18 protein-coding genes are annotated in these 25398 nt (G+C 62.5%); 13 read left to right on the top strand and 5 right to left on the bottom strand.

Annotation, left to right across the window (positions count from 1 at the left end):
- The first annotated feature begins 52 nt into the window (after positions 1 to 52).
- Positions 53 to 817: a copper homeostasis protein CutC gene (locus ACSSVG_RS04695; protein ID WP_492417596.1), complete on the top strand. Its 765-nt coding sequence runs from the start codon at positions 53 to 55 to the stop codon at positions 815 to 817.
- 15 nt (positions 818 to 832) lie between these two features.
- Here the strand turns inward: ACSSVG_RS04695 and ACSSVG_RS04690 are convergent, their stop codons facing one another.
- Positions 833 to 994, bottom strand: coding sequence for a hypothetical protein (locus tag ACSSVG_RS04690; protein WP_253466747.1), 162 nt, complete (start codon positions 992 to 994; stop codon positions 833 to 835).
- On the opposite strand from ACSSVG_RS04690, the gene ACSSVG_RS04685 reads away from it, so the two are divergent.
- From ACSSVG_RS04685 to ACSSVG_RS04650, 8 genes are all read left to right on the top strand, one after another.
- Positions 993 to 4013, top strand: coding sequence for a glycoside hydrolase domain-containing protein (locus tag ACSSVG_RS04685; protein WP_492417594.1), 3021 nt, complete (start codon positions 993 to 995; stop codon positions 4011 to 4013). The two genes, ACSSVG_RS04690 and ACSSVG_RS04685, sit on opposite strands and share 2 nt — an antisense overlap.
- Position 4014: 1 nt before the next feature.
- Positions 4015 to 5949, top strand: a complete 1935-nt coding sequence (locus ACSSVG_RS04680) for a DUF5107 domain-containing protein (protein WP_492417592.1) — start codon at positions 4015 to 4017, stop codon at positions 5947 to 5949.
- Positions 5950 to 6135: 186 nt separating this feature from the next.
- Positions 6136 to 10422 carry a family 43 glycosylhydrolase gene (locus ACSSVG_RS04675; protein WP_492417590.1) on the top strand — a complete coding sequence of 1429 codons (4287 nt, stop codon included), beginning with the start codon at positions 6136 to 6138 and terminating at the stop codon, positions 10420 to 10422.
- 97 nt (positions 10423 to 10519) lie between these two features.
- Positions 10520 to 11143 carry a hypothetical protein gene (locus ACSSVG_RS04670; RefSeq protein WP_492417588.1) on the top strand — a complete coding sequence of 208 codons (624 nt, stop codon included), beginning with the start codon at positions 10520 to 10522 and terminating at the stop codon, positions 11141 to 11143.
- A 25-nt stretch (positions 11144 to 11168) separates the two neighbouring features.
- Positions 11169 to 12233: a COG1470 family protein gene (locus tag ACSSVG_RS04665; protein ID WP_492417586.1), complete on the top strand. Its 1065-nt coding sequence runs from the start codon at positions 11169 to 11171 to the stop codon at positions 12231 to 12233.
- A gap of 235 nt (positions 12234 to 12468) precedes the next feature.
- Positions 12469 to 13785: an ABC transporter substrate-binding protein gene (locus ACSSVG_RS04660; protein WP_089593958.1), complete on the top strand. Its 1317-nt coding sequence runs from the start codon at positions 12469 to 12471 to the stop codon at positions 13783 to 13785.
- A gap of 116 nt (positions 13786 to 13901) precedes the next feature.
- A complete protein-coding gene (locus tag ACSSVG_RS04655) occupies positions 13902 to 14912 on the top strand; it encodes a carbohydrate ABC transporter permease (RefSeq protein ID WP_231341685.1) in 1011 nt (336 codons plus the stop codon).
- Positions 14909 to 15811, top strand: coding sequence for a carbohydrate ABC transporter permease (locus ACSSVG_RS04650; protein WP_091465792.1), 903 nt, complete (start codon positions 14909 to 14911; stop codon positions 15809 to 15811). Before ACSSVG_RS04655 ends, ACSSVG_RS04650 begins: the two co-directional genes overlap by 4 nt.
- A gap of 31 nt (positions 15812 to 15842) precedes the next feature.
- Here ACSSVG_RS04650 and ACSSVG_RS04645 read toward each other — a convergent pair whose 3' ends face one another.
- Positions 15843 to 16976: a LacI family DNA-binding transcriptional regulator gene (locus ACSSVG_RS04645; RefSeq protein ID WP_253466768.1), complete on the bottom strand. Its 1134-nt coding sequence runs from the start codon at positions 16974 to 16976 to the stop codon at positions 15843 to 15845.
- Positions 16977 to 17100: 124 nt separating this feature from the next.
- A complete protein-coding gene (locus ACSSVG_RS04640) occupies positions 17101 to 18138 on the bottom strand; it encodes a Gfo/Idh/MocA family protein (RefSeq protein WP_253466770.1) in 1038 nt (345 codons plus the stop codon).
- Between the two features lie 413 nt (positions 18139 to 18551).
- Here ACSSVG_RS04640 and ACSSVG_RS04635 point away from each other — a divergent pair, with 413 nt between their 5' ends.
- Entirely contained in the window at positions 18552 to 20840 is a 2289-nt protein-coding gene (locus ACSSVG_RS04635) for an alkaline phosphatase family protein (protein WP_492417582.1), read from the top strand.
- 41 nt (positions 20841 to 20881) lie between these two features.
- Here ACSSVG_RS04635 and ACSSVG_RS04630 read toward each other — a convergent pair whose 3' ends face one another.
- On the bottom strand, positions 20882 to 21973 hold the full coding sequence (locus tag ACSSVG_RS04630) for a LacI family DNA-binding transcriptional regulator (protein ID WP_492417580.1): 1092 nt from the start codon (positions 21971 to 21973) through the stop codon (positions 20882 to 20884).
- A gap of 64 nt (positions 21974 to 22037) precedes the next feature.
- Between ACSSVG_RS04630 and ACSSVG_RS04625 the strand changes: the two genes are divergently transcribed.
- On the top strand, positions 22038 to 22955 hold the full coding sequence (locus tag ACSSVG_RS04625) for a carbohydrate ABC transporter permease (protein ID WP_231341680.1): 918 nt from the start codon (positions 22038 to 22040) through the stop codon (positions 22953 to 22955).
- Here ACSSVG_RS04625 and ACSSVG_RS04620 read toward each other — a convergent pair.
- Complete coding sequence (locus tag ACSSVG_RS04620; protein WP_253466777.1) at positions 22952 to 23119, bottom strand: hypothetical protein; 168 nt, start codon at positions 23117 to 23119, stop codon at positions 22952 to 22954. The two genes, ACSSVG_RS04625 and ACSSVG_RS04620, sit on opposite strands and share 4 nt — an antisense overlap.
- On the opposite strand from ACSSVG_RS04620, the gene ACSSVG_RS04615 reads away from it, so the two are divergent.
- Both ACSSVG_RS04615 and ACSSVG_RS04610 read left to right on the top strand, forming a co-directional pair.
- Positions 23109 to 23915 carry a carbohydrate ABC transporter permease gene (locus ACSSVG_RS04615; protein WP_229785142.1) on the top strand — a complete coding sequence of 269 codons (807 nt, stop codon included), beginning with the start codon at positions 23109 to 23111 and terminating at the stop codon, positions 23913 to 23915. The genes ACSSVG_RS04620 and ACSSVG_RS04615 overlap by 11 nt on opposite strands.
- Positions 23916 to 23982: 67 nt before the next feature.
- Positions 23983 to 25338: an ABC transporter substrate-binding protein gene (locus ACSSVG_RS04610; protein ID WP_253466780.1), complete on the top strand. Its 1356-nt coding sequence runs from the start codon at positions 23983 to 23985 to the stop codon at positions 25336 to 25338.
- The last annotated feature ends 60 nt before the right edge of the window (positions 25339 to 25398 follow it).

The following is a 25398-nucleotide window of genomic DNA, read 5'->3' as shown; positions in this document are numbered from 1 at the left end:
GGAGCCTTCTTAGGGGCATTACCTGTACAAAAACTCCGCGTAGAGTTTCAGCATGAAACTTGAAATTGCCGTGGTCAGTGCCGCCGGTGCAGGTACCGCCGCCGCCGAAGGCGCCAACCGCGTTGAGCTCTGCAGCAGCCTGGAACTTGGTGGCATCACGCCCAGCCAAGGACTCATGGAAGCCAGCATGGAGCACGTTGACGGCCGCTTGGAAATCCATCCGCTGATTCGCCCAAGGCCCGGCGACTTCCGGTACTCAGCGTCGGACGTGGACACCATGGTCCACGAGATCCGGCATCTTCTGGCGCAGGGAGCACGCGGGGTGGTGGTGGGGGCCCTGACTCCGCAAGGCGACGTGGACATTCACGCGATCCGGCGCCTGGTGGACGCGGCCAGGGAGGCCAACGCGGACGCCCAGCTGACCTTCCACCGCGCGATCGATCAATCCCGGGATCCGTTCGCGGCCCTGGATCAATTGCTGGATCTCGGCTTTGCCAGGGTCCTTACTTCAGGCCATGAGGCCACCGCCGGGGCGGGGCTTCAGACCTTGACCGCGATGGTGGAAAGAGCCGGCGGCGCCTTGGAGATCATGGCCGGCGGGGGACTGTCCTTGGAGGACATCCCCGCGATGCATGCAGCGGGCCTCTCCGCCGTTCACTTGTCGGCCAAGAAGACAGTCTCCACGCTGGGCGATGGCGTGATCTCCCTTGGCGCCCAGGACGGTGCCGACCCCACGGCGTACACCGTCACTGACCGCGAGATTGTCCGGGCCGCCAAGGCGAAGGTCAACGCGCTGAACCTGGCCGCCACGAAGTAGCCCCCGTCCAGTGCCTCAAGGCAGGAATGCCAGTGAGTACGCATCGCAATAACCCTTTACGATTCTGCGGAACGCCGGGATGATGTAAGGATTCACCAAGTCGGTGAACAAGCCCCGGAAGCTACCTTCAGGAGTCCCAGCGATGCCGCTGCCCACGCCGGTTTCACCGGTTGTCATGTCCCCTCCAACAACCTCCCAAAACAGCAGGACGACAGGCCATCCGGAGGTGGCATGTGGCATCGGAACGTGGGACAAACTGCTGTACGGAAACCACCGGTTTGTGGTGGAAGCGCTGCAGGGTGAAAGCACCGGAGCAGCGCACGCGCACAGGGTAGTCCTCCCTTGGCGCCGGCAGGACCAGGACCCGGCATCTGTGGATGTCATCGTCGTCTCGGAAGAGTCGGGCACCAGGGTGCGAAACGTGATCGTGGAAGAGGCCACGCGCGCATCCGGGACGCTGCTGTTCGAGGCCATCGACGGCCCCGGGATCTACTTTGTGTACTACCTGCCCTACGCCATGCTGGGGAAACCGCACTATCCGCAGGCGCAGTACCTCCCGGGTCGCCCAGCGGCAGAACCCGCGTGGGCTGCCGCCGTCGTGCGTTCTCCTTGGACGCCCGCAGCGCAAGTCGAACCGTCCCAGGCCCGTGTCCTGCGTTATGAGGCGGCCAGCGAGCGGGACTCGTTCGCGCCAATGAACTTCACCGCCCGCGCCGATGAACTGGAGGACCTCCACAGCAGCCACGCAGGCGAGGCCTTCCTGGTTTTCCCCGAGGACCGGCTGAATCCCGTTTCCATGCGTGATGACCTACCGGCTCACTGGGTGATCAATGGACCATCGAGGATCGTCCATGGAGCTGCCCAGCCGGGGGAGGACTTCGTGGTCCAACTTGGGCTGTACGCCTTGGAAGACGTGGACGGCGTGGACGTCCACGTGGCCTCGCCAGGAGGCGGCCACTGCATCAACACCCATGGCGTGGACCGCCTGGGTAATCCATGGCGGAGGACGCTGACTGTTCCGGCCGGGAAGGTGCAGGCACTGTATGTGGTCCTGCCGGTCCCGTCGGAGAGCGCGGGAACCACACTGGCGGCGGCCGTGACCATCACGGCCACCGGCCAAGCGGCCCAAGAGATTGACATCCGCTTGGACGTGGCCGCCGAAAAGGACGCAGACCCGTCGATTGCGGCGGGCGGTTTCGGCGACCCCCGTTTCCTGCGGCGGCTGGCATGGCTGGACTCGACGGTGGCCCAGGATGCGGAGCTTGTGGAGCCGTTCACCGCCATCACGCTGGACGAAGCGGACAGGACATTGGGAATCCTGGGCAGGACCCTTCGGCTGAACGCATCGGGGCTTCCGGAGCAGGTGACGTCCACCTTTACCGCAGCTGTCACCTCAACGGACGGCCCCGCCGTCGAGCTCTTTGAGGCTCCGGTGAGTCTGGAGATTGAGGGGATCGACTGGAACTACTCACCGCTCACTTCCACGGCGGAAGGGCCGGCACGGATCTCGTGGCACTGCCACTGGAATGGACAACAGGGCGGCAAAGCTGCCGTATCGGTGGACCTGACCGGCGTGCTCGACGCCGACGGAACAGCCGGGTATTCGCTGCAACTCACCCCGGTGCAGACTGTGGAGGTGCCCGACGTCGGCCTGCAGCTTGGGTTCCACGAGGCTGCAGTGCCGCTCGCCATGGGCTTGGGCGTCCCGGGCGGACGGCGGCCGGAAACCCTGGACTGGACGTGGGACGTGGCCGCGAAGAACCAGGATGCGCTGTGGCTCGGTGGGGTGAACGCCGGAGTTCAGCTGGCCCTTCGGGCTGGGGGCTACGAACGGCCCCTCAATACCAACTTCTACCGGGAGAAGCCCCTGGTGGAGCCGAAATCGTGGGCCAACCGGCAACCCGGCGACGGGAAGGGCGAGGTGCTGCGAGGTGGGGTTAGGCTGCGGACTGCGGGAAGCACAGTGACGGTGCGCGCCTTCAGTGGCGCCCGGACCCTCAATGCGGGTGAGCCATTGCACTTCGATTTCCGGCTGCTGCTGACGCCCTTCAAGCCGATCGAGCCCGGGAAACACCTGTCCAAGCGTTACTTCCACCAGCCCGCCGACCCAGCGGACATCAAGGCGGCCGGCGCCACCGTGGTCAATGTCCACCACGCCACGGCCCCGGCTCCGTACATCAACGACCCCCTGCTCACTGGTGACTCGCTGCGCAGATACGTTGCTGCGTGCCATCGGCAGGGACTGAAAGCCAAGATCTACAACACCGTCCGGGAACTCACCTTCCACAGCCCGGAGTTGCTGCCGCTGATGCAACTGGATCATGAGATCTTCAGCGACGGACCGGGCAAGGGACACATCTGGCTCCAGGAGCACGCCGGGAGCGGCTACGTGTCCGCCTGGTTCGCTCCGAACGTTGAGGACATCGCAGTGGTGACCACGGGCGAGTCCCGGTGGGAGAACTTTTACGTTCGGAGCTTGCAGGAGCTGGCCAGTGGCGAGGATGGAATCGATGGCATCTACCTTGATGACATCGCCTATGACCGCCACGCCATGCTGCGCGTCCGGAAGGTCCTGCAACACGCCTGCAGGGCACGCGGCACGCATGGCCCGGAAATAGACCTGCACTCCGCCAACCAGTTCACGGCGCATGACGGCTACGCGTCCTCAGCCAATCTGTACATGGAACAGCTGCCCTATGTGGACAGGCTATGGCTGGGGGAGTACTTCGACTACGACACCACCGATCCCGACTATTGGTTGGTTGAACTGTCCGGCATTCCCTTTGGCCTGATGGGCGAGATGCTGGAGGGCGGCGGCAACCCGTGGCGTGGCATGGTGTTCGGCATGACTGGCCGGGCGCCTGCCGTGGACAACCGGCCCCTCTGGGAGTTCTGGGCCGAAACCGGGCTGGAGCACGCGACGATGCATGGGTTCTGGGACCACCACGCACCGGTGCGGACAAGCCACCCCGAGGTCCTTGCCACCACCTGGGTGACGGAACGCGGAATGGTCGTAGCGCTGGCTTCATGGGCCGGGCAGACTGAACATGTGAGGCTGATATTCGACGACGAAGCGGCCGCTACCAGCGTGGATGCCCCGGCGATCCCTGGCTTCCAATCCGCCGCGAGCTACGTGCCCGGCGAGCCCATCACCCTTGAGCCGCAGCGCGGCCTCCTCCTCACGATCGGATACTGACGTGGCAGACACAGCAACCTCCAACCTCACCGTCACCACCATTTCCCTGACCATGGCCGAACTCGGTCCGCTCAACCCCTTGCCCGTGGTCGCCGCCGAACTCGACCAGCCCTATACCGTGGGCGAGGGCGTTCCCGACGATCTGCAGGCCTCGGCCCGCTACGGTGTGGTGCCCAACGTGTACCCGTACCTGATGCAGGACGGCTACAGCCGCGAGGCGGCACCCAAGGAAGTGCCCGCCGTCGTGCTGGAAAACAGCAAGCTCAAGGTGACGGTCATCCCGTCGCTGGGTGGCCGCATCTGGGAGCTCTTCGACAAAGCGACCGGCAAGCAGCTCCTCCACACCCACGATGCTCCGCAACTGGCAAACATCGCGCTGCGTAAGGCGTGGTTCGCGGGCGGACTGGAGTGGAACATCGGGACCCGCGGGCACTCGCCCACCAGCTGCGATCCCTTGCACACCGCCATCGTCCACACGCCCGACGGCAAGCACATCCTGCGCATGTGGGAGTTCGAACGGCTGAGGGAAGTGGTGTTCCAAGTGGACATCTGGCTCCCCGCGGAATCGCCCGTGGTGTTCGCTGCGGTGCGGATCCGGAACCCTAATGACCACGACGTTCCGATGTACTGGTGGAGCAACGCCGCCATCCCGGAGACGGACCGCACCCGCGTCATCGCCCCGGCGGACGAGGCCTACGGCAGTGACTACACCACGGACATCACCCGCGTCCGGCCCACCAGCCACGAAGGCTATGACGGCACGTGGCCGGTCAACAGCCCCCACGCGGCGGACTTTTTCTTCGACATCGACCCTGCCGAACGGCGCTGGGTTGTGGCAGCAGACGACGACGGCGACGGGCTGGCGATGCTGTCCACGGGCCTCCTGCGCGGCAAGAAGCTCTTCGTGTGGGGCCAGGGACAGGGCGGCAAACGCTGGCAGGAGTGGCTGAGCCCCGGAGCTGGGCCGTATGCCGAGATCCAGGCCGGTTTGGCGCAGACGCAGTTTGAGCACCTGGTGATGCCAGCCGGCGCCCAGTGGGCATGGGTTGAGGCGTACGGTAACGGGCATCTGGATTCGGGGACCTCGCACGGTGATGATTGGGCCGCCGCGGTGGCGCACGCCGGCGAACGTTTGGAAGGGCTTCTGCCGCACGAAGAACTCGAGGCGATGCTTCCCGCAGCCATCGCCGACGCCGACGTCCCGCCGTCGACAATGTTGCTCCACGGCAGCGGCTGGGGAGTGGTGGAGCGGGCGCGGCGGCAGAAGAGCGCCTGGGCCTGGGTGGACGAAAGCGGAACGCCGTTTGCGGACGGGAGCATCACGGGGGAGCAGGAACCGTGGCTTGCGCTGCTGCAGGGAAAAGCGTTCGACGGCGCGCCCAGCTTCGTTGCGGGAACGGACTGGGCCGGGTTGCTGGCGGGGCAGGACAGTCCGGCCGCCCAGTTCCATGTGGCCACCATGCGGCACGGCCGGCAGGACCTTGAGGGCGCCAAAGATGGATATCGGCGCGTGCTGGCCACGGACGCCGGGCCGGTGACAACGGCGTTGGCGCATCGCGGACTGGGGCTGGCCCTGCTGGCGGGCGGACAGGACACCGCGGGACTTGCTGAGCTTCGGAAGGGCGTGGCGGCTGACTCCGCCAATCCCGCGTTGCTTACCGAGGCCATCACGCTCAGCATCCGGCACGGGGACCCGGCCATGGCGCTGGAACTGAACGACACGGCACCCAAGGAGGGTGCCGGCGTCGGACGTTTGAGGTTCCTCAGGGCGTTGGCGCTCGCAAGGACCGGAAACCCCGGTGGGGCGGCTGCGATCCTGCGCGAGGGCGTCGAGATCCCGGACCTCCGGGAGGGGGAGGATGCGCTCGCGGCGCTGTGGCAGGAAGTCTGCCCGAACGAGGCGGTGCCTGCCGCGTACCAATTCGGGATGCATTAGTCCCTTCGAAGGATAAAAAGTCCCGGGGATAGTGGGTTCCAGTGGGAATGCGCTATCCCCGGCGGCCGGGTGGCAGACGTTGGGCGGCCAGCAAAAATCACCACTTGACGGGTGACGTGGGTCACTGTATGTTTACGTAAACCTCTTCTATGTTCACGTAAACATGAACGGATTGGATTTAAGACAATGTTGTCGAGCTCGCACGCATCGTCGCGTCATCGTTTGGTCGCGGCCTTAGCTGCTTCAACCCTCGCCCTAGGCGCCCTTCCCCTGCTGGCCTCGCCGGCATCCGCCGCTGAGGACCTTGTCCTCACCCCCAACCCGGCCCAGGCAGGCCCGTCGTTCAAAGGCTGGGGCACCAGCCTCGTCTGGATGGCCAACGCCACCGGACAGTATCCGGAAGCCATCCGGAACGATCTGATCGACAAGGTCTTCGGTGACGACGGCCTGAACCTCAACATCGCCCGCTATAACGTTGGCGGTGGCAACGCCACGGATATCCCCGACTACCTTCGTCCCGGCGGAGCTGTTCCCGGCTGGTGGAACCCGAATGCCGGTCTCTCCGACCAGAATGGGCCGATCACCACCAACTACGCTGACCGGGACCGTTTCCTGGCCGCCTGGACCGGCGAGAACGCCTCGGATTACAACCTCGACGCCGATGCTTCCCAGCGTGCCTGGATCGCGGCCATCAAGGACAAAGTGACCACCTGGGAGGCCTTCAGCAACTCACCGCCCTACTTCATGACCGAAAGCGGCTACGTCAGCGGTGGTACAGACCCCAACGCCGACCAGATCAAGCCCGCAGCCATCGGTAAGTTCGTCAACTACGTCAAAAAGGCGGCTGAGCACGTCGAAGACACTGAAGGCATCAGCTTCGACACGATCAACCCCCTCAACGAGCCCAACACGAATTACTGGAAGACCACCTTCGGCGGCAACGGCCTGCCAAATGGAGGAGGCCAGGAGGGTGCCCACGCAGGCCCCGCACTGCAGTCCCAGGTGCTGACCGCCATGGCTGCCGAGCTCGCCGAACCGGGCACCACCACCGAGGCCAAGGTCTCCGGTCCGGATGAGACCTCCCCGAGCCGCTTCCTGGAAGATTGGAACGGCTGGACTCCGGAAACCAAAGAGGCCGTCAGCCAGCTGAACGTCCACACCTACTCCACCGGCGACCGCCTCGCGGTCCGCGACATCGCCAAGGCAACGGACAAGCCGCTGTCCATGAGCGAAGTCGAAGGCAACTGGGGCGGTGACTCCTGGAATCCGGAGAGCATCGAAAACGGTTTGGGTATGGCCACGCGCATCACTGATGACCTCCGCGAGCTCGATCCTGAGTCCTGGGTGCTGTGGCAGCCGGTCGAAGACCTCTACAACATGGAACTGGGCGAGAAGAAGAACTGGGGATCCGTCTTCATCGATTTCGACTGCAACGCCGATGGCGACTCCGTGCGGCGTTTGGCCGCAGGCGCCGCAGATCCTTCGTGCCGCACCACGGTGAACTCGAAGTACAACACCATCCGCAACTTCACCCACTACATCGCCCCGGGTGACCGGATCATTCCCACCAGCGACGGCAAGACCACATCTGCGCTGAAGGCCGATGGTTCCGGCCTGTCGATGGTGCACACCAACGATTCCGACCAGGCCAAGACCATCAAGGTGGACTTGTCCAAGTTCGCAACGATCGCTGCCGGTGCCACGGTTACTCCAGTGGTCACCACCCAGTCCCCATCCGGTGATCCGACGGCCAACGCGCTTGTCAGCGGCACCGCCGTCGCCATCGACGCCGGAACGCGCTCGGCGACGCTGACCGTTCCTGCCAAGTCCGTCACCACCTTCGTGGTGAACGGGGCATCCGGCGTCGCAGCGGATGCGCCGGCGGTACAGGATGGACAGTCCTACAGCTTCGTCGGAGTTCAGAGTGGCCGTGCAGTTACGGCATCGGATGGCTCACCGAAAACCGTGCTCAGCGATTCGGTCGCCGGCGGAAACCAGGTATGGAAAGCAACCCTCATCGCCGATGAAGACGGCACCACCCGTGACCGTTTTGTCCTGAGGCTCGCTGATGGCCGTGCTTTGGCGGCCGATACCAACGGCACTACGCTGCGCACCATCACTGACGAAGAAGCACGCACGGATAGCTCGGCCCAGTGGCTGTTCAGCACCACGGACGGTACCTCGTTCAGCCTTCTGAACGCTGGCGTTCACCAGGTCCTGGACGTCTCGAACCAGTCCACGCACGAAGGTGCTTGGATTGGGTTGTGGACCTCCAACGGTGGGGCCAACCAGGCCTTCACCCTGCGGAATGCCAGTGAGGGCACGGGCTACAACAGCTTCCGGCCCGGCCAGGACTGGCGGGATAACAACGGCAACCTGATCCAGGCCCATGGTGGCCAGGTGGTGACGTCCAAGGATTCCGAAGATAAGACGATCTACTACCTGTACGGGGAGGACCGCACCAACGGTTACCACTCCGCACCGGGCGTGCACGCTTACAGCTCCTACGATCTGTACAACTGGAAGGACGAGGGAGTTGCGCTGAAGACGTTGTCCTCACGCGGGCAAATCGACTCGGATCCGTACTTCCAGAACCTGTACTCGGGCTACACCACGGAGCAGAAGGACGCTGTCTACCGTGACCTCGGTACGGTGCCTGTGAATGGCCAGACCCCGCCGATCCTTGAGCGACCGAAGGTTATTTACAACGCGGCCACCAACAAGTGGGTCATGTGGGTCCACGCTGACGGGCCGTCGTCGTGGTCTACCGCTCAGTACGCCAAAGCCAACGCAGGCGTAGCAGTTTCTGATTCACCGTTCGGACCGTTCCGGTACATCGACAGCTACCGCCTCCACAAGGCAACGGCCGGCGATCCCACCAACTTCGCTCCGAACAACCCGGGCATGGCCAGGGACATGAACCTCTTTGTGGATGACGATGGCACTGGCTACATCATCTACTCCAGCGAAGAGAACAAGACCATGTTCATCTCCAAGCTCAACGCCGATTACACCTACCTGTCCGCTTCACCGGATACGGCGGTGGAGGGCGTCGACTTCCGGCGGGCCTTTGTCAACCAGTCCCGTGAATCACCGGCCATCATGAAATACCAGGGCCGCTACTTCATCATCTCGTCGGGAACCACTGGTTGGTCGCCGAACCCGTCCCGGTACGGCACGGCCACCAGCATCCTGGGGGAGTGGACTGACATGGGAGATCCGTTCAGCAGCGATGTTTCCTGGAACTCCAACAACTCGCAGCCGTCCTCGGTGATCCCCGTTGATCCAGCGAACGGCAAGTTCATCTACATGGGCGACCGCTGGAACGGCGGATCCGACCAGGCCCTGGCCACCGCACCGATGGTGTGGCTGCCGATCCAGATGGGCGAGGGTGGCAAGACGCTGGCGGTGAAGTCCCCGTCCGAGTGGAAACTTGAGGATCTGGACGCCAACTCCGCATGGAACGTCACCGGTGTTCCTGCCAGCCTGGCTGTTGGCTCAACCTTCAGTGTCAACTCCGTGACAGTCACCCAGAACGGACAAAGCTCCACCCAGCCCGTCACCTGGCAGGTCACCGACAACACGAACACCGTGGGAGTCATCACCGCTACGGGCACGCTCCCCGGTTTCGGTAACCGGACATTCACCCGGACCATCCCTGTTGTTCCTGACGGTGTCCAGTACGCGGTCAACGCCGGTGGGCAGCAGACAGCCGACTGGACTGCGTTGATGGCAGCAGCGGCCCAGGACGGACCTGTCCTGAACAGCGCGGCGGACCAGCCCTTCGGCGCTGATCCGGCGACGGGCAAGAGCTGGGGTTACGAAAGCCAGGACAGCGGAGTCTCCGGAACCGCGGATGGCAATATCTTCACCACCCTCCGCTACGCCAAGGCCGGGAGGGACCTGACCTACAAGTTCAACGGTCTGGCTCCGGGCACCTACACGGTCTACGCCGGGTACTACGATCCGTGGGCCCAGTGGGACGACCGCGGGGCCAAGGTCACCGTCAATGGTGCAGTGGTGGAAGCTGACCATGACTACAGCGGCGACTACCAGTCCGCGGCCTACCAAAACGTGACGGTGGGGACGGATGGCAAGATCACCTTCTCGCTCAGCCCGACACGGGGACCGGATGTGCAGCTCAGCTGGCTGATGATCGCCAACCCGGTCCCGGCCGCACCGCAGCTGAACGTCACCGCAGTGGCCAACACCAAGTGTGTTGCCGGCAAGGTCACCGTGACCGCGCAGCTGACGAACAACGACACCAAGTCGGTCCAGGCCACCTTCACCTCGGCCTACGGAACCAAGTCCTTCGCCGAGGTCAAGCCGGGCAAGAACGCGGTCCATGCCTTCACCACCCGTGCCGCTTCGGTACAGGCAGGCACCGTGGCCGTTGAAGCCAAGGCCACGGTCAACGGCCAACCGGTAACAGTGACAGCAAACGCCGCCTACAACGCAGCATCCTGCAACTAACCTGACGCTGGTGGTCCGCCTGATTGGCGGGCCACCAGCTTCTCTTCCCCCTCTCCATCCGGCTGGTGTGCCGGGCTTATGTGAAAGAAGCATGAAAGTGAACCGACATAAATTTCTGCCCCGTGTTGGCGCCGTCACAACTGCCACGGCGTTGTTGCTGGGTGTCGCCGGTATGGCGATGGCTGACCAGAACCACGGCGACCAGGACGTGGATGTCAACGTCGGCATTACCGAAATCGTCGACGGCGGCGTGCTGGCCATGAGCGTGGCGGGTACCGCCACGACATTGACCGAAGACGGGTCCACGCCCACGGTGCGGCAGTTTAAAGGCACCCTTCCTACCGTGACAGTGACCGATACCCGGGCTGCCAGTGAAATCCCGGCGGGTGCCGGTTGGTACGTGTTGGGAACGTCGTCAGACTTTGCCGGGGCGGCAGGTCAGCCGGCCATCAGCGCGTCGCACCTGGGGTGGCAGCCGCAGATCATCGACGGCGGGGCCTCCGGTCAGGTGACCGAAGGCGACCAAGTGGACACGTCGATGGATTCCGGTGCCAATGCCGTTGGTCTGGTGGACCAGGAACTGCTCGCATTGGCCTTGGACTCATCGGCGATTGCTGCCGAGGGGCAGTGGACGGCCAACGCGGACCTCTTCCTTCGGACTCCTGCGACGGTGGCACCTGGCGGTTACTCCGCCAAGCTGACGCTGTCCCTGTTCGAATAATCTCCAGCGGAGGTATCTTCGTCTCATGAGGTCCCCAACCCTCAAGCTCTCCGACCAGGGACTCCTGCTGCGCTGCGTCATCGCCGTGTGCGTCCTGGTTGCTGTCGTCTGCGCAAGTGTCGTTGCTGCAACCACCACCTTTGCCACCACCGGTGACAGCCCCGTCACGTGGGCTGTCACCCCATCGACCGTGGAGGGGCCGGATGGCCGCTCGTGGGTGGAACTCGAACTCGACCCAGGAGCCAGTGTCGACGAACACTTGGCGGTCAGGAACCTCAGCGACAGGGACGTTACCTTTGCCCTCACCGCGGCTGATGGGTATTTCACTCCGACCGGCCGCTTCAACATGCTCCCTGGCGACAAGCAGTCGGTAGCTGCAGGTACCTGGATCTCCATGGACAAGACGGTCACCGTAGCGGCGGGAGGTACCGCCGTCGTGCCGTTCACGGTGACGGTCCCGGACAACGCGACACCAGGCGATCATGCAGCGGGCATAGCTGCCTCGATCTATTCACAGGGCGGCTCGGACGGGACGCAACTGGGTGTGGAAAGCCGTGTTGGGTTCCGTGTCATGACCCGGGTAAAGGGGGAGGTCAGACCTGCGCTCAGCATGAAGGCAACCGCGAGCTACGATACGTCGTGGAATCCCCTGGAACCAGGATCCGCTGACCTTACCGTTGACCTGGAGAATACGGGCAACGTCCGACTTTCGGTGGATCCCTCCACCATGGTCAATGACGCCCGGTGGCCGGCCGCCGGGACCGAAGAAGCCAGAACTCTCGAATTGCTGCCCGGGGACCGTCGAACCGTCAGTATCCACGTACCTCAGGTGTGGCCGCTGGGCATGATGACTTTGCCGGTGACCGTTTCGCAAGGGGTGATTGCCCCTGACGGGGCCACCCAATCGCTGGATCCCGTGCAGGAAAGCGTGACGCTATGGGCGATTCCGTGGCCGCAGCTCGCCGTCCTTGTTGCTTTGTTGCTTCTGTTTGCGGGCCTTTTCCTAGGTCGCAAGCGGCGGAAGAAGGAGCTTGCCCGGCTGGTCGAAGAGGCCCGCGAGGCCGGGCGTCGGGAAGCGGGAGCCCCCTGATATCGGGGTGCTTGCCGCGCTCCCGTAAAAGTGCCGGAATGCAGCAAAAATACCCTTGTCAAACCACCGATGTTTACGTAAACTTCTTGCAACTCAATGTTTACGTGAACATTCACAAGAATGTTGATTAGATCCGGCGACTTTCTGCCTCCACAGGCCCACACTTGAGCTATCTCACGGTGCGCATGCGGATGTTGGACAGTCTCACGAAGAACCACGATCCAAAGGAGTAATCATGGCTGTAAATCTTGGCCCGTTCCAGGCGGCGGAAGGCGCCGGTCCAGGACGGCGAACCTTCCTCAAAACACTTGGAATCGGCGCCGTAGCCGCCTCCGGCATCCCGTTGCTGTCTGCATGCACGGGTGGTTCCGGTCCTGCCCCTGGTGCTTCATCAAAAAGCCTCACCTTCGGCTCGGGTTCATCGGACGAAGTTCCCCGTGCTGCCTACAAGGCAGTAACGGACGCCTTCACCAAAAAGTCGGGCTTCGACGTGGTGACCAACGTGGTTCCCCACAACGACTTCCAGAACAAGATCAACTCCTACCTGCAGGGCAGCCCGGATGAGTCCTTCACCTGGTTTGCCGGTTACCGCATGCAGTACTACGCAGAGAAGGGCCTCCTGGCTCCCGTCGACGACGTGTGGGAAAAGATCGGCGGCAACTTCTCCGACGCCATCAAGAAGGCGTCCACCGGCCCCGACGGCAAGATGTACCTGGTCCCCAACTACAACTACCCGTGGGGCTTCTTCTACCGGAAGAGCTTCTGGGCGGAAAAGGGCTACTCAGTTCCCGCTACCTTCGATGAGCTGACCACGCTCGCTGCCAAGATGAAGGCCGATGGCATCATTCCGATCGGCTTTGCCGACAAGGACGGCTGGCCCGCCATGGGCACTTTCGACTACATCAACATGCGCCTCAACGGGTACCAGTTCCACATCGACCTGACCGCGCACAAGGAGAGCTGGGACCAGAAGAAGGTCAGCGACGTCTTCGATACCTGGAAAGCACTCCTGCCGTTCCAGGACCCCGCAGCACTGGGGCAGACCTGGCAGGACGCAGCCAAAGCCCTCGAGGCCAAGAAGACCGGCATGTATCTCCTGGGCTCATTCGTGACACAGCAGTTCACGGATCCCGCAGTACTGGCGGACATCGACTTCTTCCCGTTCCCGGAGATCGCCATGGAGGGAACTGACGCTGTTGAAGCTCCGATCGATGGCCTGCTGCTGTCGAAGAAGGGTGGAGAGAACCAGGCTGCCCGCGACTACCTTGCCTTCATGGGAACCCCGGAAGGCCAGGACGCTTACGCGGCCGTAGATACTTCCAACATCGCGACGGCCAAGGGCGCTGACACGTCCAAGTACTCTGCCCTGAACAAGAAGTGTGCGGACACCATCGCGAACGCGAAGTACATCAGCCAGTTCCTGGACCGCGATGCGTTGCCGGCCATGGCCAACAACGTCATGATTCCGGCTCTTCAGTCCTTCATTAAGGATGGAAGCGTCGACGTGAAGAACCTGGAAGCGCAGGCAAAGTCGCTCTACGCGGCCCAATAGCGCAGGACTGCCCTGGCCATACGGTTGCTGGTCAACCGGCCAGGCTTCCCGAGCAAGGGTCGGCCGCGGGTCACACCGCGGCCGGCCCCTGTGCGACGAATACCAAAGGAATTCCCATGAGTACCACAGCCGAAAAACCGGCCTCCCCGAACAGCGGGCCCCCTGCAGGCGGCGCCCAACGCGGGGCAGCACACGCCTCGCCGGCAACAGCCGGAAGAACGCGCAAGAAGTCCAGGAAGGTTCGCCGCCTGAGTCGCAGGGACAAAATCGTCCTTGGCATCATGGTGGGCCTTCCAACGCTCATTCAGCTGCTGTTCGTTTGGTTGCCCACCCTGGCCTCTATTGGTCTGAGCTTCACCCGATGGAACGGGCTGGACTTGGCCGACATCAAGTCTGCCGGGACGGAAAACTATGAGTTCATCAGCCAGAACTACCCACCGTTCTGGCCGGCCATGCAGCACAACGTGCTGTGGCTGGCTTTCCTGGCCCTGATTGCAACGCCGCTGGGCCTTCTGCTCGCTGTGCTCCTGGACCAGAAGATCCGGGGAAGCAAGATCTACCAGAGCATCTTCTTCACGCCCGTCATGCTCTCCCTGGCATTGATCGGTATCATCTGGCAGCTCTTCTACAACCGCGACAGCGGTCTGCTGAACTTCCTGCTCGGTACGGCCGGCACGCCCCAGGCAGTGGACTGGTTCGGCGACTCGAACGTCAACATCTGGGCCGCCATGATCGCAGCTACGTGGCGCCACGCAGGCTACGTCATGATCCTCTACTTGGCTGGCCTGAAGGGTGTGGACCCTGCCCTCAGGGAAGCAGCGTCGATTGACGGCGCCAACGCTGTCCAGACCTTCTTCCGGGTTGTCTTCCCCGCCATGCGCCCGGTCAACATCGTGATCGTGGTCATCACCATCATTGAGTCCCTCCGCGCCTTTGACATTGTCTATGTCATCAACCGCGGCACCAACGGGCTTGAACTGCTCAGCGCCTTGGTGATCCAAAACCTGATCGGTGAAGGACAGGTGATCGGCGTCGGTTCAGCATTGGCCGTGGTACTGCTGGTGATTTCCCTGGTGCCGATTGTCTTCTACCTCATCCGCACCTTCGGCAAGGAGAAAGAGGCATGAGCACCATCGCCCGTACCCTTCCTGTCCAGACCGGCAGGACCGGCAAGACCGGCAAACGCCACTATGGCACTCACATCTTCCTCATCGTCATGGCCGCCATCTGGTTGGTACCGCTGGTCTGGTCCCTCTATACGGCGCTCCGTCCCAAGGAGGACACCGACAAATACGGCTACTTCAGCTTCGGCGGCAGCTTCGGCTTCGAGAACTTCGTCCAGGCCTGGAACCAGGGAGGATTCTCGAAGTACTTCCTGAACTCAGTCCTGATCACGGTTCCCACCGTCCTGCTGACGCTTCTCTTCGCGTCCATGATGGCTTTTGCAGTATCGCGGGTGAGCTGGAAGTTCAACATCACGCTGCTGATCATGTTCACCGCCGGCAACCTCCTGCCACCGCAGGTCCTTGCAGCACCGCTGTTTGAGATGTTCAAGCATGTTTCCCTGCCGTACTCCATCAGCGACTCCGGTAACCTGCTCAATACCTACATAGCCGTCATCATCGTGGACACTGCTTTCCAGATTGGCTTCTGCACCTTTGTGCTCTCCAATTACATGAAAGCCCTGCCGCAAGACCTGACGGAAGCTGCGTTGGTGGATGGCGCTGGAATCTGGCGGCAGTACTGGAACATCATCATGCCACTCTGCCGTCCGGCACTCGCGGCTTTGGGCACGCTGCAAGTCATCTTCATCTACAACGACTTCTTCTGGCCCTTGCTGTTTATCCAGAGCGGTGACAGGCTCCCGATCACCACCGCCATCAACAACCTCCAGGGCCAGTTCCTGAGCAACTACAACCTGATCGCGGCTGGTGCCATGATCACCTTGATTCCCACCATGATCATCTACCTTGTCCTGCAACGACAGTTCGTGGCAGGGCTCACCCTGGGCGCAAGCAAGGGGTAGCAGTCCACAACGGCGTAGCTGCGGAGGAGGGTTACCCCTTGTCCGCAGCTACGCGCTTTTTCCGCGCAGACGGCGGCCGGGCTCCCTGAGGGGGAGCGGCAGTGCTCTTGCGCACCACCATGCTGGTAGGCACGGTGGTGAAATCGTCCACCGAACCGGTGCCGGCAATCTGCTGAAGCAGGTTTTCGATGCTGAGTCGGCCCACGGCGTAGAAATCCTGGTGGATTGTTGTCAGTGGCGGCCAGAAGGACGTGGACTCGTCCAGGTCGTCGAATCCAACAATGCTGACATCTTCGGGAATGCGGCGACCCTGTTCATGCAGGGCACGCATCGCTCCCAAGGCCATTTGGTCGTTGGCGGCAAAAATGGCGGTGACATCCGGGTTGCCCGCAAGCTCCAGACCGATTTGGTAGCCGGATTCGGTGGACCAGTCGCCATGGGGGACCGAAGGGGCCTCAATACCGGCGTCCTTGAGCGTCCGCCTCCATGATTCTTCCCGGTGCGTCGCCGAGAAGGACGTGGTGGGTCCACCGATATGCCACACCTGTTGGTGGCCAAGGTCCAAAAGGTGCTGGGTAGCGAATCGTGCACCCTGTGCCTGGTCAGTATCCACCATGGGATAGCCAAAACCGGCGTTGGAATCGATGACCACGGCCGGGAGGTCCTCAGGAAGCGTTATGTCAGCGTCATCCAAAAGGTGGGCTTCGAAGATGACAACTACACCGTCGACCTGCTGCTCCCGCAGTCTTTCGTAGGCCCCGGACACGGTTCCGGTGGTGGGGTCCTGCACGGGGATGAGCGTCACTGAATAGCCCGCCTGCGAGGCAGCCGTGGCGATGGCGTCCAAGGTTCGCATGTTGCCGAAGCTGGAGAGGGTGAACATGATGACACCGATGGATTTGAACTGGCCGCTCTTGAGCGCACGTGCGGCCCTGTTGGGCCGGTAGCCAAGTTCCTTCATGGCGTCGAGAACCCTGTTCTTAGTGGATTCTTCGACATTGGTGAGTCCGTTGGAAACCCGGGAAACGGTTTGGGCGGAGACGCCTGCGGCCTGTGCCACGTCCCCGATGGACGGCCCCCTGGTGGCGCGCTTTTTGGCCGCGAGCTTCCGGGACTCCTTGGACGGTCCCGCCGGAGTCCCGATGCTTGTGTTCTCCTGATCCATGTTCACCTAAACAAAGGTACTGTCACTTTCAGTCCCGCTTGCGTAGATATTTCCAAGTGTTGCCAAAAAGGCTTCCAGTGCCGGAACGGCCGGGAGGTCGGCGCTGGCGGAAGGAAGGGGTTGTCTAGAGCGATGCGGATGCATCGAGCTGACGGCGCGCTTCGTCAAGTGTCTCGAGGATGGAGATGGTCTCGTCCAGAGTATGGATGGGCGATTCTGTACGGCCTTCGCCAACGAATCGTGCCAATGCCGTCGCTTCCCAAGACAGCCCGGCCATGGACGTCACCCCGGTCGTATCGTTCCACACCATTGCGCCACCATCATTGCCCGCGAGGCGGAAAGTGGTCGGCATGTAGAAGGAACCATCCATCTCGATTCTCGCTTGTGTGCCTGAGATGACTGCGGTGGACGGAGTACGGACGGCAAGACTGGTGGTGAGAGTGGATTGGACGTCACGCCCATGTCCAAGCACAAGAGTGGAGAAGGCGTCGACGCCGGTATCGAGTAGACCGCCGATCGCCGTGATCGATTGTGGCGCACCCAGGACCATCGAATCCAGTTGTACGGGGTAGATGCCGAGGTCGAGCAGTGCCCCCCCGCCCAGTTCGCGGCGGTGAAGGCGATGATCCGGGTAGCCTGGAATGGCCTGGCCGTGATCGGCGACCACAGAACGGACGTCCCCGAGGAACCCGTCGTTGACCAGAGTGCGCACCACGGAGGTCTGCGGTAGGTAGCGGCTCCACAGCGCCTCCATCAGCAGCACTCCGGCGTTTCGAGCCGCCGCGGCCAGCGCGCGGGCTTCGTCGGCAGTGGTCGCCATCGGCTTCTCGATCAAAGTGTGCTTTCCGGCAGCGATAGACAGGCGCCCGAGCGTTAAGTGCTCACTTTGCGGCGCAGCTATATAGACCACGTCAACCTCGGGGTCGGCGACGAGCTGCTCGTACGAGTCGTACGCCCTTGCAATGCTGTGCTGCGCTGAGAACGATCGCGCACGGTCAGCAGACCGGGAGCCGACGGCGACGAATCGTTGGTCAGTGTGCTCGTGCATGGCAGACACGAAAAGGTCCGCTATCCATCCAGGCGCCAGCAGCCCCCAACGCAACGCCGGGACGTCTTTGCCCGGGGAGAAGAGTTCAGGCTCGGGAAACGTGGTCGGAAACATTGGTGGATTATTCCTTCATTCTGCGCCTTGGTGCGCATCGAAAGTCATGGGGGCAGGCAACGGACTTGGGGAAAGCGCAGCGGTGGAGAAGGAAGCGGCCGGTTCCACCGGTACAAGAATCTTCGGAACGATCCACCCTAAGGATTGTACCATTATTAAACAATAGCTACCAAAATAGAACATTTTACGCGGGTAGTCCAAGCTCTTCGGCGGGGGTGCTGGCGGGGCGGCCCGCGACTACGGCTGTGTCATGGCGGGATCGCGGTTCCCGCACTCTTGACAATGGCGCCGGGGCAACCCTTCAATGTTTACGTAATCATTCGTCGGTGCAGACGATTTCGGGTGTTGGTGGGGCACTGCCTGGCAGCTGGTCGCTGCACCACGAGCCCCCTAGAGATCGTGAGAACCACTCCATGGCACACCATCTACGTCTGTGGGCGGGGGTCGCGGCTACGGCCGTGGCACTGACCGGCACAGTCTTGTCCAGCGCCCCCGTGATGGCCGCCGAGGCGCCCATAGCGAAGACGCTGATTATCGGGGTTGACGGGGCAGCCTTCGATTCACTGGGCCCGGCAGAGATGCCCCGGTTGGATGCGCTGCGTGCTCAGGGCACAACGTCGGTCAGCAACCTGTATACCCAGCCAATGGCGGAGACGTCCTCCGGGCCGGGATGGGCAACCATCGCCACCGGCGTCTGGCCGGACAAGCACAACGTCCTGGACAACGGGTTTGGCTCTCCACAATTTGGCGCTTACCCGGACTACCTGACACGCATTAACGCGGCATCACCGTCGCGCAAGACCGCGGCAATGGGAACATGGCAGCCCATTACCGCCACCATTTTCGGTCCGGGTGTGGACGTGCGGACCAAGTTCTCCACCGATGCGGACACAACGACGGCCGCAGTGGACGCAATCTCCACTGGCTCAGTGGACGATCTCTTCTTCTACCTGGAGGACGTGGACACGGTGGGGCACCGTGTGGGCACCAGTGGGGCTGACTACGGCGCGGCTCTTGCCAGCGCGGACGCAAGGATTGGCCAAGTCATGGACGCGGTGGCGGCACGCCCAAGCAACGAGGAATGGACGGTTGTTGTCACCACCGACCATGGTCACACCCCCACAGGAGGCCACGGCGGAAGCTCCGCGGGGGAGCGGCGTGTCTTTACCACGATGGTTGGCAAGGGAATCGCCGCAAACCTCACCCGGTACGACGCCAAGCTTGTGGACGTTGCCCCCACCGTCATGGCCGCCGCAGGGGTGCCCGTGAAGTCCGAATGGAATCTCGACGGAAATTCCTTTGGCAGCCTCACCCACGATGACTTCGACTCCCTGCGCCCAGTGCTGCAGCCCGGCGTCGATGAGACCGCGATCCCCGCGGGCATTCTTGGGTGGACCAAGGCGACGCCTGTGGGGTGGTCCATCGACAACTCGGCAATGCCTACCGGTGGGACTGCGGAGTGGCGGGGGTGGACCTTTGCCACGGATGACTTCTGGACAGCGGCCGATCGCGATCAGGGCCGTGAAACCACGGTACGTGGCCGCGACGTAATCGCGGTGGCTGACTCGGACGAATGGGACGACAAGCAGCACGCGTCCGGTCAGTTCGACTCGACGCTGGTCAGTCCCGCTTTTCCCGTTGACGGGCTGCGACGCGCGAGCCTCAGCTACGCAACCAACTACGCCATCGATGGTCCCCAGTCAGCCACGGTCACAGTAACCTTCGATACCGGGGCCACCCAGACGCTGAAGAGTTACTCCACGGCTACGAATACGGTGGAGAAACTGCCCTTCACCGTGCCAACAGGAGCCACGACGGCGCAGTTCCGGTTCCGTTACACGGGAGAGAACAGTTCCTTCTGGGCTGTGGACGCGGTGGGTATCCAGGACACGATCGAGGCGTCCGACATCCGTTACGTGGTCAACGCCGGCGGACAGCAGACATCTGACTGGGTGTCGCTGACCGGTGCGGCCGCCCAGGACGGGGGTCTCCTCAACAGCACGGCCGATCAGCCCTTCGGCGCGGACCCGTCCGGCGGAGCGCCTTGGGGATACGAAAGCTCCGGTAGTGGGAGCAGCGGCGAATCCAGCGGAGATATGTTCTCAACGTTGCGGTACGCCGTATCCAGCCGGGACCTGACCTACCGGTTCGGAAACCTTCAGCCGGGCATGTACACGGTTCACGCCGGGTATGCCGATCCCTGGTCCTGGGACAACCGCGGTGCCGAGGTGACCATTAACAACGAGGTCCGCGAAGCCGACCATGACTACTCATCGGAGAACCAGGCCGCGGCCTACGGCAACGTCGCCGTTGGCGAGAACGGCGAACTCACCTTCACGCTCAGCAAGACGCGCTCCTCTGATGTGCAGTTGAGCTGGCTCATTGTCAGTGCCGTGAACCCTGGGGAAACCGGTAACCCGCCCACGCACTCGGCCACCACCGCCATGCGATGCATCGGAAACAAGGCCTACCTCGCGGTCTCCGTGCAGAACACCACGGCAGAGGCTCTGACCATCGCTGTGGACACTGCCTATGGGTCCAAGTCCTTTGCCGGGGTAGCCCCGGGGAAGGGTGCTTCGATCGCTTTCAACAGCCGTGCTGCGATACTCCCGGCTGGCTCCGTCAGTGTCACCTCGGGTGCAACGGATGAGTCTGCAGGCTTCACCTCGACAGTTCCTTACACCGGCACCAGCTGCCCATAAGCAGCCCGGCTGCCTCAGCAGGCCAGCACGGTCGCGTTGCCCTAGTGGGCCGGCGCGGCCGTGCTTTTGCGCACCATGAGGCGGGTCGGCACCGTGGTGACGACGCTGGCCGGGGTGTTTCCGGCGATCTGCTGAAGCAGCTTTTCAATGCTCAGCCGGCCAACTGCGAGGAAGTCTTGACGGATGGTGGTCAGGGGAGGCCAGAAGGAAGTGGATTCCTCGAGGTCATCAAATCCCACAACGCTGACATCCTCCGGGATGAGGCGCCCAAGTTCATGAAGGGCCCGCATTGCCCCGAGCGCCATCTGATCGTTCGCGGCGAAGATTGCGGTGACTTCCCGATCGCGGCCGAGTTCCATCCCGACCTGATATCCGGATTCGGTGGACCAATCTCCATGAAGGACAGTGGGTGCTTGGATGCCTGCCTCGTCCAGCGTCCGTCTCCAGGACTCCTCCCGGTGCCTGGCTGAAAAGGAGGACACCGGGCCCCCGATGTGCCAAACCTGCTGGTGGCCTAGATCGAGGAGGTGCTCGGTAGCAAAGCGCGCACCCTCGGCTTGGTCTGTGTCCACCATGGGATAGCCGTAACCGGGGCTTGAGTCGATGACCACAGCGGGGAGGTCCTCGGGCAACGTAATGTCCGCACGATCAAACAGGTGCGCCTCAAAGATGATGACCACCCCGTCCACATCCTGTTCCTTCAGCCGGTTGTAGGCGCCTGTCACGGTACCTGTAGTGGGATCGTGGAGGGGGATGAGGTTCACCGAGTATCCGGCCTGTGAGGCCGCGGTGGCGATGGCATCCAGGGTGCGTCTGTTGCCGTAGGTCGAGAGATTGAACATGATGACGCCAATGGATTTGAACTGACCGCTCTTGAGTGCGCGTGCAGCCCTGTTGGGCCGATAGCCCAGTTGTTTCATGGCGTCCAGCACCCGCTGCTTGGTCTTTTCTTCTACATTCGTCAGGCCGTTGGATACGCGGGAGACGGTCTGGGCGGAAACCCCGGCTGCTCGTGCAACATCGCCGATTGAGGGGCCGCGGGCAGCCCGGGCACTCCTGACCGAGGGCGAATCGCTGTTGTGCGACGTGCTGGCCGGGCTAACGCTGTCTGCGGCATCCTCTTGTATGTTCACCTAAACATGCTAATCTTCTTTCAAGAATGTTTGCGTAAACATAGCGAGAAGAGAAGAATTCATCATGACAACGACGTCGCCCGTGGCCGACGCTCCACCCTTGGTCCAATCCCGCAAGCGCGCAGGTCGATGGATGGGGTGGGCATTTGTGGGCCCGTTCATGGCTGTCTTCCTGCTGGTATTCGTGGCTCCAGTCCTCTACGCGTTCTACCTGAGCCTCTTCCAGAACCAGATGGTGGGCGGCGACAAGTTCGTTGGGGGAGCCAACTACCTTCAGGCGCTTGGCGATCCCCAGTTCTGGGACTCCGTGATCAGGGTGGCCGTCTTCCTGGTGGTCCAGGTCCCCATCATGTTGTTCCTCGCCCTTTTCGCGGCCTTGGCACTGGACAGCGGGCGTCTGCGCGCGTCGTCGTTCTTCCGCATTTCGGTGTTCCTCCCGTACGCCGTCCCGGCAGTAGTAGCGACGCTGATGTGGGGATTCATCTACGGCCCCCGTTTTGGCCTGTTCGGCAGCATAAACGACTTCTTCGGGTTGGATCTGGCCGAGCCCCTCTCTTCCAGCTGGATCCTCGCCTCGATCGGGAACATCAACACCTGGGAGTTCACGGGCTACAACATGCTGATCTTCTATTCGGCGCTGAAGGTCATCCCCGCGGAACTGTATGAAGCAGCAAACCTTGACGGAGCAGGCACGTTCCGGGTGATCCGGAGCATCAAGCTTCCCTCCATCCGCGGAGCCATCGGCATTGCGAGCATCTTCTCGGTCATCGGCAGCTTCCAGTTGTTCAACGAGCCGAACATCCTCAAGGCGTTGGCACCAAACTCCATCAGCTCCTACTTCACGCCGAACATGTACGCATACAACCTCTCGTTTGCAGGCCAGCAGTTCAATTACGCCGCGGCTATCTCCATCATCATGGGCGTCCTGACGGTCATTGTTGCCTACGTCGTCCAGCTCTCCGGCTCGCGAAAGGATGCCTAGCCCATGTCCGTACGTTTGAGCCCAGCCCATTCCAGCGATACCGCGCCCACACCGTCACCGGCGGTGAGGCCCCGGCGGTCACCTGCACCCAGGTTGAACACCCGGCGCCACGGGGTCAGCCGGAAGCGCTCGTCCGTCCTCCTCACCATCCTGATGGGGGTCATGGCAGTGTACGCACTGCTTCCCTTGTTCTGGTTGCTGGTCAACTCCACCAAGACGCAGACCTCCCTTTTCAGCTCCTTCGGCCTGTGGTTCTCCGGGGACTTCGCACTGTGGGACAACATCGTGGGTACCCTGACCTACAACGACGGCGAATTCCTGCGCTGGCTGGCCAACACTGTGCTTTACGTGGTGGTGGGTGCCGGCGGGGCAACATTCCTTGCCACCCTGGCCGGCTATGGCCTGGCCAAGTTCGATTTCCCCGGCAAGCGCGGCGTCTTCGCGGTGGTCCTGGGAGCGGTAGCTATTCCGGGCACTGCCCTTGCCGTTCCGACGTTCCTCATGTTCAGCCAGATGGGGCTCACCAACACCCCGTGGTCGGTCATTATTCCGTCCCTGATCAGCCCGTTCGGGCTCTACCTGGTGTGGATCTACGCCCTCGAGTCCGTCCCCACAGAAGTTCTGGAAGCAGCGCGCATGGACGGTGCAGGGGAGTTCCGCACGTTCTTCACCATCTCCTTGCGAATGCTGGCTCCCGGCTTCATCACCGTTCTGTTGTTCACGGTGGTGGCCACCTGGAACAACTACTTCCTCCCCTTGATCATGTTGAGCCAATCAACCTGGTACCCGCTCACCGTGGGGCTCAACAGCTGGAACGCCCAAGCGACTACGGCCGGAGGCGAGGCCATCTACAACCTCGTCATCACCGGATCATTCCTCACCATCGTGCCCATCGTGGGGGCGTTCCTCTTCCTCCAGCGCTTCTGGCAGTCAGGACTGTCTGCGGGAAGCGTCAAGTAGAAGACCCGACGACGGCGACCTCCCGCCGTCGTAAATCTCCAAACCGCATCTGAAAGGCACTCATTCAATGAAGAACAACCATCGCTTCCGCAGGGTGGCCACTGCCGCCCTGGCGGCCAGCCTCCTGGTAGGCGGACTCGCGGCCTGCAGTGGCTCCGGAACAACCGCAAGCGCCGGGGCCGAAGGCGCCAGCGCCGCCGACATCGCCAAGGCGCTGGACACGGAGACCACCCTCACGGTGTGGGGCTGGGCTCCGCAGCTCGAGCCGATCGTGGAGGCCTTCGAGGCCAAGTACCCCAAGGTCCACGTCAACCTGGAAAACGTGGGAACGGGCAACGCCCACTACACCAAGCTTCAGAACGCCGTTAAGGCCGGAAGCGGTGCTCCGGACGTTGCGCAGATCGAATACAACGCCCTGCCGCAGTTCGCCCTGTCCGATTCCCTGGTAAATCTGAAGGACTTCGGTGCCGAGGAACTCAAGGACAACTACACGGCGTCCACCTGGGGTTCGGTGAACCTCAACGGTGGCGTCTACGCACTCCCGCAGGACTCCGGTCCCATGGCCATGTTCTACCGGGCGGATGTCTTCGAAAAGCACGGCATCAGCATCCCCACCACCTGGGATGAGTACGTTGAAGCCGGCAAGAAGCTCCACGCTGCCGACCCCAAGGCCTACATCACCAGTGACACCGGCGATGCCGGATTCACCACCAGCATGATCTGGCAGGCCGGCGGCAAGCCCTACACGCTGGACGGAAGCACCAAGGTAGCCGTTGATCTCCAGGATGAGGGCGCCAGGAAGTGGACCGGCACCTGGAACCAGCTGCTCAAGAACGATCTCCTGTCGCCCGTCACCAGCTGGAGCGACGAATGGTACAAGGGCCTCTCGGACGGAAGCATTGCCACGCTGATCATCGGCGCATGGATGCCCGCAAACCTGGAATCGGGTGCGGCAAGTGCCAGCGGACAGTGGCGTGTAGCGCCGATGCCCACCTACGAAAAGGGTGCGGCAGCAACGGCTGAAAACGGCGGCGGCGGTGACGCCGTGATGAAGCAGAGCAAGAACAAGGCGGCCGCCTACGGCTTCCTGCAGTTCGCGAACGGCCCGGAAGGGTCCAAGATCCACGCTGCAAACGGTGGGTTCCCCTCCACGACGGCCGATCTTCAGAGCGAAGCGTTCCTGAACGCCGAAAGCGCCTACTTCGGCGGCCAGAAGATCAACGAGGTCCTGGTCCAGGCTTCCAAGGACGTTGTTCCGGGGTGGAGCTACCTTCCGTTCCAGACCTACGCCAACAGCATCTACAGCGACACCGTTGGTCAGGCCTACGGTTCCAAGGGCGATCTGAATGATGGCCTCAAGGCCTGGCAGGATGCCACGGCAAAGTACGGCCAGCAGCAAGGCTTCACAGTTACCACCAAGTAAGACGTGGCGCGGGTCCAGGGCGTCCCCCGGCCCTGGACCCCGCTCCACCATTTCAGATTG

This window comes from Paenarthrobacter sp. E2MeOHC11 (assembly GCF_058744955.1).
Note: the sequence above shows the minus strand (reverse complement) of the source record. Positions and strands in the feature narration are given on the sequence as shown.